This window comes from Actinomycetospora cinnamomea, from assembly GCF_003096675.1.
Lineage (GTDB): Bacteria > Actinomycetota > Actinomycetes > Mycobacteriales > Pseudonocardiaceae > Actinomycetospora > Actinomycetospora cinnamomea.
The window spans coordinates 47,389-60,591 of record NZ_QEKW01000001.1; the positions used below are offsets into that span (position 1 = coordinate 47,389).

The following is a 13,203-nucleotide window of genomic DNA, read 5'->3' on the forward strand; positions in this document are numbered from 1 at the left end:
GGGGTGCGCCACCGGGGTGGCTCCCCGGTGATGGAGTCAGCGTCGCCGCGTCGGGTCGGCGGGCCGATGGTGTGAGCCCTGCGTCGCGCGGTGCCCACCCGCCCGTCGAGGTGGGGTTCTCCCCCGCCCGGGACGACGACGGGGGCCCTCCTGCGCGAAAGGACCCCCGTCGTCACGGGCCTACCGGGTCACCGGCGGCCGCCTCGCAGGAGGTGGGCCAGCGTCCGGAAGCCGAAGCGGAGCGTGGCGTCCGTCGCGTGGATCGGGAGGAGCAGCGTCGACGTCACGAGGTCGCCGACCGAGGCGCCGACGGGCCGCGGCGCGACGGGCTGCCGCTCACCGGACGGCGGGCCGCCGAGCCGGCGGTCACCGGACCGGAGGTCGCCGGACTGCGGGAGGCGACGGTCGTCACCGTTGCGACGCGGCTCCGGTGCCCAGCCCTGCCGACCCTCCGGGCCCGGGGCGCCCTGGGGGCCGGGGGCACCCTGCGGCCCGGGCGGACCGGGCGGGCCCGGCTCGCCCTGCGGCCCGGGCGGACCCTGGGGACCGGCCGGACCGGGCTCGCCCTGCGGGCCCTGCTCGCCGCGCGGGCCGGGCATGCCCTGGGGTCCGGGCGCACCGCGCTCGCCCTGCTCGCCGGTGGCACCCTGCTCGCCGGTCGCGCCCTGCTCACCGGTCGCGCCCTGCTCACCGCGCAGGCCCTGCTCACCGCGCAGGCCCTGCTCCCCCTGCTCGCCCTGGGGGCCCTGGAGACCCTGCTCCCCCGGGGCGCCCTGCGGGCCGGGGAAGCCGTGAACGCCCTGCTCGCCCTGCGGGCCTTGCAGGCCCTGCTCGCCCTGCTCACCACGGGTGCCCTGCTCGCCCTGCTCGCCGCGGAAGCCCTGCTCACCACGGGTGCCCTGCTCGCCCTGCAGGCCCTGCTCGCCCTGCTCGCCCTGCAGGCCCTGCTCGCCCTGCTCGCCCTGCAGGCCCTGCTCGCCCTGCAGGCCCTGCTCGCCTTGCTCGCCCTGCTCGCCACGGGGACCCTGCGGACCCTGCTCGCCGGCCGGGCCCTTGTCGCCGGCCGGGCCCTTGTCGCCGGCCGGGCCCTTGTCGCCGGCCGGGCCCTTGTCCCCGGGCGGGCCCTGCGGCCCGGGCCGGGTCCGCAGCCCGTCCTCGTCGTTGCTGCTCGAGGTCCGGCGCGCGGCGCGCGCGGAGGAGGTGGTGCCGGTGGTCCCGCGGGACTCCCGGGACACGCGCGCCTCGCGGGACGCGCCGGCGGACCGCCGGACCGTGGTCCTGCCGGTCGTGCTCCTCTCGGCGGGCGTGCTCGGCGCGGTGCCCTCGCGCCGGGGACGCGTGGTGGTCTCGTCGGCGTCGCTCGCGCCGGTGGGTTCGGTCTCTGCCACGGATGCTCCTCGGGGGCTGGGGGGACGTCGGCCGTCCGGGCCACGTTCGTGCGGGAGGGGTTCGCGTCGTCCCCAGCGCCGGCGCACGGGGCGCGCCCGACGGCGGCCGGTGGCCACCGTCGCGTGGAGCTGCCGGGTGCGGCCCGGAGCGGGCCGGCGTCGACGTCGGGCCGGACCGCGGTGTCGAGTCCGGCCGTGGGTTCGACGGTAGGCGTGCGCGGCGTCGACCGACCACCGCTGCGCCCATGACGAGACCCACCGGGTCGGCAGGGTTCGCCGGGCGCCCCCGCCGCCGAACGTCGCACGCCCGAGTGCCGCCGACGGGACTCGTCCGCGCACCCCTGTTTGGCCGGGGTGGTGCGCCGGGAACGGCGGCTCGGTGGCCGACACGCTGTTCGCCCCGCCCCTCACCGCCTGCCCGAAGCGCATGGTGTTCGGCCCGTGCGGCGGCGCGCGCAGCGACGGTACCTGCGAGCTCGATGCCGCGCTGCCGTGTCCATGGTGCGACCCGGAGGACCCGGTCGGCCTCCGGGTCTGGCCCGGCCCGACGCCCACGCCCGTCCCGGTGCGCGCCCCGGCCGTGCTCACCGACCTCAGCGTCCCGCCCTACGACCTGGCGGCGCTGCGCGAGGCCCTCGCGCTGCTCGCCCCGGTGTCCGATGCCCTGCTCGTCGGCGAACACCACCACCGTCCCGACTTCCCGCCGACGATGATGACCGCCGAGATCCTCGCCGCCGACGCGCAGCCGTGGATCACGCTGACCTGCCGGGACCGCAACCGCGTCGTCCTCGAGCAGGAGGTGGCCGGGCTCGCCGCGCTCGGCGCCGGTGGGGCGCTGTGCGTGACCGGGGACGGGCGCGGGCACGACGTGCGCCCCGAGGCCACCCAGGTGTTCGACCTCGACAGCACCCGCCTGACCCACCTCGCCGCCTCCGCGGGGCTGCCCGCCGCGGTGGCCGTCGCCCCGGCGGCCCCGCCCGCCGCGCTGCGACCGGCCGCGCTCGCCGAGAAGCAGCGGGCGGGCGCGTGCCTGGCCGTCGCCAACCACGTCGGCTCCCCCCACGCGCTGGCCTCGTTCCTCGACGCGGCCCGGGCCGCGGGCGCGGACCTGCCGGTCGTGGCCGGCGTCGCGGTCTACACCGACGAGCGCTCGGCCGCGGTGCTCGCCGCCTTCCCGGGTCTCGCGCTCGACGCGGAGGCGGTGGCCGCGGTGCTCGCGGCACCCGACCCGCGCGAGGCCGGTATCGCGGCGGCCGTCGCCGAGGCCGAGGCGCTGCTCGCGGTACCGGGGGTGGTCGGGGTGAACCTCTCGGGGCTGGCGTCGGCCGACGGTTGGCGCGCCGGGGCGGAGGTCAAGGCCGAGGTCGCGGCACGGCTGAACGAGCGCCAATGAGCGGGCCCGACTCGGCGATGGAGGCCGAGTTCGACACCGTCGCGGCCTGGACCGAGCAGGCGGTCGCCGACCTCGGGCGCGACCACGCGGTCCCGGCCGCCTGCCGGGGCAGCGGCTCCCCCGCCGACCTCGCGTGGCTCGCCCGGGGGCTCGACCTGCGCGGCGACGCCCGGTTCCTCGACGCCGGCGCGGGTCTGGGCGGGCCCGCAGCGTGGCTCGTCGACCACCTCGGGGGCCGCTGGACCGGGCGCCCGCTGCTGACCGAGCCGATGATCCACGCCGCGCGGTCGGCCCGCCGCCTCTTCGGCTTCCCGACGGTCGCCGCCGTGTCCGAGGCGCTGCCGCTGCCGTCGGCGAGCGTCGACGTGGCGTGGTCGCTGGGCGTCCTGTGCGTGACGCCGTCGCGCCCGCAGGTGCTCGGCGAGCTGCGCCGGGTGCTCGTGCCCGGCGGGCGGCTCGGTCTGCTCGTGCTCCAGCACGGCGGCACCCCGCTGCCCGAGCAGCCCGAGGGCAACGACTTCCCGACCCACGACGAGCTCGCCGCCCAGCTCGCCGACGCGGGCTTTCGGGTCGACGAGGAGGTCGACGCCGCGCGCCTGCCCGGGGCACCCGCGGGGTGGGACGAGCGCGCCGACCGGGTGGACGACCACGTGCGCCGCCACCACCGTGAGCACCCGGCCCACCGTCAGGCCGAGGAGCAGCAGCGCGTCATGGGCCGCCTGCTGGGTGAGCGCCTCGTCACCACCCAGCTGCTGGTGACCACGGCGGTGTGACCCCGGCCGCACGGGCGGGCCCGCTCGCCCGCCCGGCGGGCGGGACGAGGTGCCCGTGCGCCCGGCGGCACGCCCGGACGAGCGACACCCGGCCGGGCGCACCACCCGCCGCCGGATCGGACCGGTCGGGCGTCCCCGGGCGCGCCGCGCTCGTGGCGGGCGCCCCGGCCGGGTCTACTGGACGTGTGCCGGCTGATCCGGGCCCCGCGACCGCGGGGCCGGCCGACCGGTGCCGGGAGGAGAACGCGGTGACCTACGACGCGGTCAGTGCCTACACGGTGCTGTTCGGCGACGGCGAGGCCCCGGCACGCGTGACCGTGCACGGGTCGGCCGAGGAGGCCTGGGGCGCGCTGGACCTGCTGGTCCGCGGCCGGTCCCGCCGCTGGCGCGCCCGCCCGGGCGCCATCGACGAGGGACGGGTCACCGAACTGGCCGAGCGCTGGCGCCGCGCCGACCCCGAGCGCCGCTACTGGCAGGTGGCGCCCCACCGCCTGCGCGTCACCGTCCCGGCCATCGCCGAACCCCGGACCGTCCGCCCGGCCTGACCCGCCCCACCCCCGGCAGCGAACGCGCTGTTCGCGGCTTCTATGCGTCGAAAGTCCCCGTTCGCGGTCGCCGCGGGGCGCTCCACGCCCTCGCCGATCCCCTACGCGATGATCACCAGGCTCCTGCGCGGGACCGGAAGATCGACACGGGCGGCACGAGCCTGCTGATCTCCCCGCCACCGGCGAGGTGGGGACCACCCCACCGCATCGCAGGGCGCGCCCTCCCGACGCGGCCCGCCGGCCCGAGCAGCCTCGTCGCCAGGACGCGCCGGGCGACGGGCCCGGCCCCGCGCGGCGGAGGTGGGTCATGGTCGAGGGTCCGGCGTCGCACCGTCGCGGCGTCGTCACGTCGGCCCGCCGTCACCTCCACGAGGTCCGGGCGGGGCTGCGGGTGGTCGTGGCGGTGCTCGTCACCCTGCTGCTCGTCGCGGTGCGTGCGGGGCGTCGGCGCCCGGAGCGCGCCGCGACCCCGGTCGCGTCGGCACGCTCGCTCGTCGTCCTCGTCCACGGCCTCGGCGCGGGTCCGCACTGCTGGGACGCCGTCGCCGGCGCGCTGAGCGGACCGGGCGTCGCGGTCGTCACCCACCGCTACCCCTGGACCACCCGTGTCGAGGAGCTCGGCGACCGGCTCGCCGACGAGGTCCTCGACCTCGCCCGCCGCAGCGGCGCCCGCACGGTCACGCTCGTCGGGCACAGCCTCGGCGGCGTGGTCGTGGCTGCGAGCCTGGCCGGCGGGCGCTTGGAGGGCACCGTCACCGGGGTCGTCACCGTCGCCGCGCCGCTGCGCGGCACCCCCTGGGCGCGGCTGTTCCCGGTCGGCGCGGTGGGCGACCTGCGCACCGGCTCGCCCGTCCTGCGCACGCTCGCCGCGACGCCCCGCCGGGCCGGCGTGCCGTGGACCGCGGTCGCCTCCCGGGTCGACGGCGTCGTCCCGCCCCCGCGGGCGATGCTGGAGGGCGCCGAGCCCGTCGTCGTCGACGGCGTCGGCCACTGCGGCCTGCTGGGTGACGTCGACGTCGTCGCCCGCATCGCGGGCCTGGCCGGCCGCGCAGGCGAACGCGGACTTCGAACGCATAGAAGCAGCGAACAGCGCGTTCGCTGCCCCGGGGGTCAGGCCAGGGCGCGGTCGGTCGGGTCGATCGGGCGCGGGAGGACGTCGCGGCCGGTGAGGTGGGCGTCGACGCCCGCGGCCGCCGAGCGGCCCTCGGCGATCGCCCAGACGATGAGCGACTGCCCGCGCCCGGCGTCGCCGGCGACGAAGACGCCGGGCACCGACGTCTCGTAGTTCGACTCCCGCCGCACGTTGCCGCGCTCGTCGTAGGCCACGCCGAGGCTGTCGAGCAGGCCCTCCTTCTGCGGGCCGAGGAAGCCCATCGCGAGGAAGACCAGGTCGGCGGGCAGCTCGCGCTCCGAGCCCTCGACCGGCACGAACTTCCCGCCGGAGCGCTCCACGTCCACCAGCCGCAGCGCGCGCAGGTTCCCGTCGGAGTCGCCGAGGAACTCCTCGGTGTTGACCGAGAACAGGCGCTCGCCGCCCTCCTCGTGCGCGGAGGACACCCGGAAGATCATCGGGTAGGTCGGCCACGGGTTGGTCGCGGGCCGCTCCGACGGCGGGATCGGCATGATCTCGAGCTGGGTGACCGACGCGGCGCCCTGGCGGTGGGCGGTGCCCACGCAGTCGGCGCCGGTGTCGCCGCCGCCGATGACGACGACGTGCTTGCCCTCCGCGTCGATGAACGAGCGCTCGTAGTCGCCCTGCTGGACCCGGTTGGACGGCGGCAGGTACTCCATCGCCTGGTAGATGCCGTGCAGGTCGCGGCCGGTGATCGGCAGGTCGCGCCAGGCGGTGGCCCCCACCGACAGCACCACCGCGTCGTACTCCGCGCGCAGCTTCTCCACCGTCACGTCCGTGTCGGCCGGTCCCCCGACCTCGACGCCCGCGAGGAACCGCGTGCCCTCGGCCACCATCTGCTCGAGGCGGCGGTCGAGGCGGCGCTTCTCCATCTTGAACTCGGGGATGCCGTAGCGCAGCAGGCCCCCGATGCGGTCGGCGCGCTCGTAGACGGTGACGTCGTGCCCGGCGCGGGTGAGCTGCTGGGCGGCGGCCAGGCCCGCGGGCCCGGAGCCGATCACCGCCACCGACTTCCCGGTCCGGTGCTCCGGGGGTTGCGGGCGCACGAATCCCTCGTCCCAGGCCCGGTCGATGATCTCGATCTCGACCTGCTTGATCGTCACCGGGTCCGAGTTGATGCCGAGGACGCACGCGGACTCGCAGGGCGCCGGGCACAGCGTGCCGGTGAACTCCGGGAAGTTGTTGGTCGCGTGCAGGCGCTCGATGGCCTCGGCCCAGTCGTCGCGCCAGACCAGGTCGTTCCACTCGGGGATCATGTTGCCCAGCGGGCAGCCCTGGTGGCAGAACGGGATGCCGCAGTCCATGCAGCGCCCGGCCTGCTTGCGCAGCGTGGTCGGGTTGAGCTCCTCGTAGACCTCGTGCCAGTCCTTGATGCGGATGTCGACCGGCCGCCGCCGCGGGAGCTCGCGGCCGGTGGTGAGGAAACCTCGGGGGTCAGCCACGAGCAGCCTCCATGATCGCTTCGTTGACGTCGCGGCCGTTGCGCTCGGCGTCGGCGGTGGCCTCCAGGACCCGCTTGAAGTCGGTCGGCATGACCTTGGTGAACCGGGCCGCCGCTGATCCGATTCCTGTGTCCCAGTCGGTGAGCAGGTCATGGGCCACCGCGGAGTCGGTGGCCGCGTAGTGCTTCTCGACCAGCGGGCGGAGCTCGTCCAGGTCGTGGGCGTCGAGCACCTCGAGCTCGACCATCTGGTGGTTCACCCGGCCCTCGACGAGGTCGAGCACGTAGGCGATGCCGCCGGACATGCCGGCGGCGAAGTTGCGCCCGGTCGGGCCGAGGATCACCGCGCGCCCGCCGGTCATGTACTCGCAGCCGTGGTCGCCGACGCCCTCGACGACGGCCACCGCCCCGGAGTTCCGGACGCAGAAGCGCTCGCCGACCTTGCCGCGCAGGAACGCCTCGCCGGCCGTGGCGCCGTAGAGGATGACGTTGCCGGCGACGATGTGCTGCTCGGCGACGAACGGCGCCTGCGGGTGCGGGCGCACCGAGAGCCGCCCGCCCGAGAGGCCCTTGCCGAAGTAGTCGTTGGTGTCGCCGATCAGCCGCATCGTCACGCCGCGCGGCAGGAAGGCGCCGAACGACTGCCCGCCCGAGCCGGTGAACGTGATGTCGATGGTGTCGTCGGGCAGGCCCTGGCCGCCCCAGCGGCGGGTGACCTCGGAGCCGAGCATCGTGCCGACGGTCCGGTTGACGTTGCGCACAGGCAGCTCGAGGCGCACCGGGGTGCCGTCGGCGATCGCGCCCTCGGCGAGCTGGATCAGCGTGTGGTCCAGCGCCTTCTCCATGCCGTGGTCCTGGGGCACCGCCTGGTGCAGCACGGTGGCGTCGGGGATGTCGGCGGGCCGGTGCAGGATCGGCGAGAGGTCGAGCCCCTCGGCCTTCCAGTGCGACTCGGCAGCGCGGGTGTCGAGCACCTCGGTGCGCCCGATCGCCTCGGACAGCGACCGGAAGCCCAGCGCCGCCAGGTGCTCGCGCACCTCCTGGGCGATGAACTCCATGAACGCCACGACGTACTCGGCCTTGCCGTCGAACTTCTGGCGCAGCACCGGGTTCTGGGTGGCGACGCCGACCGGGCAGGTGTCCAGGTGGCAGACGCGCATCATGATGCAGCCGCTGACCACCAGCGGAGCCGTCGCGAAGCCGTACTCCTCGGCACCCAGCAGCGCGGCGATGACCACGTCGCGGCCGGTCTTCAGCTGGCCGTCGGTCTGCACGACGATCCGGTCGCGCAGACCGTTGGCCAGCAGCGTCTGCTGGGTCTCGGCCAGGCCCAGCTCCCAGGGCCCGCCCGCGTGCTTGATCGAGGAGAGCGGCGACGCGCCCGTCCCGCCGTCGTGCCCGGAGATCAGGACGACGTCGGCGTGCGCCTTCGACACCCCGGCCGCGACCGTGCCGACGCCGACCTGGGAGACGAGCTTGACGTGGATGCGCGCTCGCGGGTTGGCGTTCTTGAGGTCGTGGATGAGCTGGGCGATGTCCTCGATGGAGTAGATGTCGTGGTGCGGCGGCGGCGAGATCAGGCCGACCCCGGGCGTCGAGTACCGGGTCTTCGCGATCCACGGGTAGACCTTGTGCCCGGGCAGCTGCCCGCCCTCGCCGGGCTTGGCGCCCTGCGCGATCTTGATCTGGATGTCGTCGGCGTTGACCAGGTACTCGCTGGTGACGCCGAAGCGCCCCGACGCGACCTGCTTGACCGCCGAGCGCCGCGAGTCGCCGTTGGCGTCGCGGGTGAAGCGGTTCGGGTCCTCACCGCCCTCGCCGGTGTTCGAGCGCCCGCCCAGGCGGTTCATCGCGATGGCCAGCACCTCGTGCATCTCCTGCGAGATCGACCCGTAGGAGATGGCTCCGGTGTTGAACCGCTTGACGATCTCGGAGACCGGCTCGACCTCGTCGATCGGCACGGGGGTCCGGCCGACCGACTCCGCGGCCTTGAAGTCGAACAGCCCGCGCAGGGTCATCAGCCGCGAGCTCTGCTCGTCGACCGCGCGGGTGTACTCCTTGAACGTGTCGTAGTTCTGGGTGCGCGTGGAGTGCTGCAGCTTGAACACCGTGTGCGGGTTGAAGACGTGCAGCTCGCCCTCGCGGCGCCACTGGTACTCGCCGCCGACGGCGAGCTCGCGGTGCGCGGGCTTGACCCCGTCGGCCGGCCAGGCCTGGCGGTGGCGCTGCGCGACCTCCTCGGCGAGCACGTCGTAGCCCACCCCGCCGAGGCGCGAGGTGGTGCCGGCGAAGCAGTCGTCGACGACCTCGGGGCCCAGGCCGATCGCCTCGAAGATCTGGGCGCCGACGTACGAGGAGACCGTCGAGACACCCATCTTGCTCATCACCTTGCGCACGCCCTTGGCCAGCGCCTCGACCACGTTGCGCGTCGCGGTCCCCGAGGTGACGCCGGTGATGACGCCCCGGTCGATGAGGTCGTCGACCGAGTCCAGCGCGAGGTACGGGTTCACCGCGCTGGCGCCGTAGCCGAGCAGCAGGGAGACGTGGTGGGTCTCGCGGACGTCGCCGGCCTCGACGACGAGGTCGACGCGGGTGCGGGTCTTCTCGCGCACGAGGTGGTGGTGCACCGCGCCGGTGAGCAGCAGCGACGGGATCGGCGCGTGGTCGGCGTCGGAGTTGCGGTCCGACAGGACGATGACGCGCGCGCCGTCGGCGACGGCGGTCGAGACCTCCTCGCGGATCTCGGTGAGCCGCTCCCGGAGCGCGTCCCCACCCCCGGCGACGGGGTAGAGCCCGGACACGACGTAGGGCGCGAAGCCGGGCATGTCGCCGTCGTCGTTGATGCCGACGAGCTGGGCGAGCTCGTCGTCGTCGATGACCGGCAGCGGCAGCACGACGCGCCGGCACGAGGCGGGCGAGGCGTCGAGCAGGTTGGTCTCCGACCCCAGGTGCACCTGCAGGGAGGTCACCAGCTCCTCGCGGTAGGCGTCCAGCGGCGGGTTGGTGACCTGCGCGAAGAGCTGGATGAAGTAGTCGAACAGCACCCGGCTGCGCGAGGAGAACGGCGCCAGCGGCGCGTCGTTGCCCATCGAGCCGGTGGCCTCGGCGCCCCCGGTGGCCATCGGGCGCAGGAGCAGCGAGACCTCCTCGCTGGTGTAGCCGAAGGTCTGCTGGCGGCGCACGAGCACGTCGTGGTCGAACGGCACGCGCTCGCGGACCGGCAGGTCGGCGAGCTCGACCATCCCGGCGTGCAGCCACTCGTCGTACGGGTGCTCGGCGGCGAGCTCGCCCTTGATCTCGTCGTCGTCGACGATCCGGCGCTCGACGGTGTCGACGAGGAACATGCGGCCGGGCTCGAGGCGGCCCTTGCGCACGATCGTCGTGGGGTCGATCTCGAGCACCCCGACCTCGGAGCCGAGCACGACCAGGCCGTCCTCGGTGACCCAGTAGCGGGCGGGCCGCAGGCCGTTGCGGTCGAGCACCGCGCCGATCACCGAGCCGTCGGTGAACGCGGCGAGCGCGGGGCCGTCCCAGGCCTCCATGAGCGTGGAGTGGTAGCGGTAGAACGCCCGCCGGGCGGGGTCCATCTCGGCGTGGTTCTCCCACGCCTCGGGGATCATCATCAGCACCGCGTGCGGCAGCGTGCGGCCGCCGAGGTGCAGCAGCTCGAGCACCTCGTCGAAGGTCGCCGAGTCGCTGGCGTCGGGCGTGACGATCGGGAACAGCCGGTCGAGTTCGGCCTCGCCGAACGCCCCGGTGGCGAGCATCGACTCGCGCGCGGCCATCCAGTTCCGGTTGCCGCGCAGGGTGTTGATCTCGCCGTTGTGCGCGAGGTAGCGGTACGGGTGCGCCAGGCTCCACGCCGGGAAGGTGTTGGTGGAGAAGCGGCTGTGCACCAGGGCGATCGAGCTGGTGGTGCGCTCGTCGGCGAGGTCGGCGAAGAAGGGCTCCAGCTGCTCCTCGGCGAGCATGCCCTTGTAGACGACGGTGCGCCCCGACAGGCTCGGGAAGTAGGTCTCCAGCCCGGCGGCCCGGGTCTCGTGCTCGACGCGCTTGCGCAGCGCGAAGGCCCGGCGCTCGAGGGTCAGGACCACCCCGGCGTCCCTATCGGCGTGCTCCCCTGATCCCCCCGCTGACGGCGTGTCGACCACGTGGTCCACGCCCGCGTCTTCACCCGCCCGCCCGAGGCCGACGAAGAGCTGGCGGAACCGCGGCATCACCGCGCGGGCGGTGGGGCCGATGCCGGCGCGGTCGGGGTCGACGGGCAGCTCGCGCCAGGCCAGGACCTCGAGGCCCTCCTCGCCCGCGATCCGCCCGACGATCTCCTCGATCGCGGAGGGGTCGCCGTCGACGGGCAGGAAGGCGTTGCCGACCGCGTAGCGCCCGGCCGCGGGCAGCTCGACGCCCGCCTCGGCGAGCACGGGGCGGTAGAGGCCGTCGGGGACCTGGATGAGGATGCCCGCGCCGTCGCCGGTTTCCGGTTCCGCGCCGCGGGCACCCCGGTGCTCGAGGTTGATGAGCGCGGTGAGCCCCCGGCTGACGGTGCGATGGTCACGGCGACCGGCGATGTCGGCCACGAAGGCGACGCCACAGGCGTCGTGCTCGTGGGCAGGGTCGTAAAGGCCCTCGGCCCGGCGTCCGGTCGCGTCCACGTGGCGCCTCCGATCGTTCTCGCGTGCAGGTGGTGGTCGCCGGGGACCGGCGTGGTGGTCGTGGGGTGGGGAGCGCCATCCGCACTGGACTCGTCCCGAGACGGCCCCCGCACACCCGGTCGGCGGTGGACGACCGGAGGGGCAACCCGACGTTAACCTCCGCAGCCGTGCGCGCGCACCGGGTCGATGGGCCCGAAAGAGTGCTGATCGCCACGTGCCGGCAACCGGCGGGGGTCAGCGCCTCCTGCGTCGGCGCGCGGCGGGATCCTCATAGGGATCCCGACCCGGCAGCCCGGCCGCGGCGGCGTCGCCCGACGAGCGCGGAGCGCGCGGTGGGCGCCGCGCCCTCGTGATCGATCCCGACACGCCGATCAGTCTGCCCGGCGACACACCGTGCGGCCAACCCCCGCTACCCGGCGGTACGCCCCGGGACAGCCGCTGACGGTGTGCTGAGGTGTCCCCGCCGCACGACCGGGTAACCGGGGCGGGTCGAACGCGTGTTCGACGCGACCCTCGACCACCCCGACGACCGAGGAGCTCCGGTGACCGACCCCCAGACCACGACCCCCGACCCGCGCGCCGTGAAGACCCCCGGTGACGACTCCCCCGCCGCGAAGGACAACAGCGCGTGGGTCACGGGCGACGAGCCGATGACCGGCCCGCAGGCGAGCTATCTCGAGACGCTCGCCCACCAGGCCGGCGAGGAGCCGCCGAGCGGGCTGAGCAAGGCCCAGGCCTCCGACGAGATCGAGCGCCTGCAGGGCGCGGTGACCCCGACCACCGGGAACGGCACGGAGGGCGGGGACTCCCCCGACCTCTCGCGCCAGGAGCGCCCCACCACCGAGTGGGTCACCGGGGACGAGCCGATGACCGGGCCCCAGGCCAGCTACCTCGAGACGCTGGCCCAGCAGGCCGGCGAGGAGCCGCCCACCGGGCTGAGCAAGTCGCAGGCGTCCCGGGCGATCGACGAGCTGCAGCAGAAGGCCGGCCGGACCCCGTGAGACGGATCTGGCCTCCTGCCCGCGTACCGGGGCCCGACGTCGAGCTCGACCGCGACGCCCTGGCCGCGCTCTACGCCCACCCCGAGGGGTGTGTGCGCGTCAACTTCGTCGCGAGCGCCGACGGGGCCGTCGCGGTCGGGGGTCTCTCGGGCGGATTGGAGGCGCCCGGCGACGCGCAGGTCTTCGGGCTGCTGCGCGAGCTCGCCGACGTCGTGCTCGCGGGGGCGGGCACGGTGCGCGCCGAGGGCTACCGCGGGGCGCGGACCTCCGCGGCGCGCGAGGCCCGCCGCCGCGCCCGGGGCCAGGCGGCCGTGCCGCCGATCGCCGTGGTGAGCACGCGCGGCGACCTCGACCCCGGGGCGGCCCTGTTCACCGACACCACGGTGGCCCCGCTGGTGCTCACCGCCGCGGACGCGGCGGACGACGCCCGCCGCCGCCTCGGGCCGGCGGGGGCCGAGGTGGTCGCCGTCAGCGCGTCGGACCCGGCGGCCACCGACCCGCACGCGGTCGTGCAGGCGCTGGCCGACCGCGGTCTGACGCGCGTGCTCTGCGAGGGCGGGCCCGTGCTGTTCGGGTCGCTGCTCGCCGCGGGGTGCGTCGACGAGCTGTGCCTGAGCCTGGCGCCGCAGCTGGTCGGGGGCGGCCCCGAACGGATCGTGGCCGGTCCCGGCCTCGACGGTCCGCGGCCCCTGCGGCTGGCCTCCGTCGTGGCCCACGACGACGGCCTGATGCTGCGCTACCGGACGGGAGCGGGCTGAGATCCCGGTCACGAATGTGGTCTTTTCGGGTGACGGCACATGACGACTCGCCGACGGCTGTGTCCCACGGGTACCGGATCGGCAACCGGCCTGGTCCGGTGTGAACGACCCGACGCACAG

The 13,203-nt window shown here is 75.4% G+C and carries 8 protein-coding genes and 1 pseudogene; 6 read left to right on the forward strand and 3 right to left on the reverse strand.

Translation table 11 applies throughout. The features are described from left to right. Positions 1-188: 188 nt before the first annotated feature. Complete coding sequence (locus C8D89_RS28675; RefSeq protein ID WP_207786980.1) at positions 189-1,388, reverse strand: collagen-like domain-containing protein; 1,200 nt, start codon at positions 1,386-1,388, stop codon at positions 189-191. Positions 1,389-1,767: 379 nt separating this feature from the next. On the opposite strand from C8D89_RS28675, the gene C8D89_RS00265 reads away from it, so the two are divergent. The 4 genes and pseudogenes from C8D89_RS00265 to C8D89_RS30010 all read left to right on the forward strand — a co-directional run. Further along, a complete protein-coding gene (locus tag C8D89_RS00265; RefSeq protein WP_243417643.1) occupies positions 1,768-2,781 on the forward strand; it encodes a methylenetetrahydrofolate reductase C-terminal domain-containing protein in 1,014 nt (337 codons plus the stop codon). Further along, the gene (locus tag C8D89_RS00270; protein WP_207786981.1) at positions 2,778-3,554 is read left to right on the forward strand and encodes a class I SAM-dependent methyltransferase; all 777 of its coding nucleotides are present in this window, start codon (positions 2,778-2,780) and stop codon (positions 3,552-3,554) included. Before C8D89_RS00265 ends, C8D89_RS00270 begins: the two co-directional genes overlap by 4 nt. A 248-nt stretch (positions 3,555-3,802) precedes the next feature. Next, complete coding sequence (locus tag C8D89_RS00275; protein ID WP_116706101.1) at positions 3,803-4,099, forward strand: hypothetical protein; 297 nt, start codon at positions 3,803-3,805, stop codon at positions 4,097-4,099. Positions 4,100-4,406: 307 nt separating this feature from the next. Further along, positions 4,407-5,021: pseudogene (locus C8D89_RS30010) on the forward strand (esterase/lipase family protein); the annotation flags it as partial. 188 nt (positions 5,022-5,209) lie between these two features. Here C8D89_RS30010 and C8D89_RS00285 read toward each other — a convergent pair. Further along, positions 5,210-6,673 (reverse strand): glutamate synthase subunit beta, encoded by a 1,464-nt coding sequence (locus C8D89_RS00285; protein WP_116706103.1) that lies wholly within the window; start codon positions 6,671-6,673, stop codon positions 5,210-5,212. Beyond that, positions 6,666-11,324, reverse strand: coding sequence for a glutamate synthase large subunit (gene gltB / locus C8D89_RS00290; RefSeq protein ID WP_116706104.1), 4,659 nt, complete (start codon positions 11,322-11,324; stop codon positions 6,666-6,668). Before gltB ends, C8D89_RS00285 begins: the two co-directional genes overlap by 8 nt. Positions 11,325-11,866: 542 nt before the next feature. Here gltB and C8D89_RS31025 point away from each other — a divergent pair. Continuing rightward, the gene (locus C8D89_RS31025) at positions 11,867-12,325 is read left to right on the forward strand and encodes a DUF3072 domain-containing protein (protein WP_423716603.1); all 459 of its coding nucleotides are present in this window, start codon (positions 11,867-11,869) and stop codon (positions 12,323-12,325) included. After that, positions 12,322-13,083, forward strand: coding sequence for a pyrimidine reductase family protein (locus tag C8D89_RS00300; RefSeq protein ID WP_116706105.1), 762 nt, complete (start codon positions 12,322-12,324; stop codon positions 13,081-13,083). The genes C8D89_RS31025 and C8D89_RS00300 overlap by 4 nt, the downstream gene beginning before the upstream one ends. The last annotated feature ends 120 nt before the right edge of the window (positions 13,084-13,203 follow it).

Excerpts from the sequence above, each read along its gene's own strand:
- C8D89_RS00270 (WP_207786981.1), top strand. The coding sequence starts at position 2,778 with ATGAGCGGGCCCGACTCGGCGATGGAGGCCGAGTTCGACACCGTCGCG.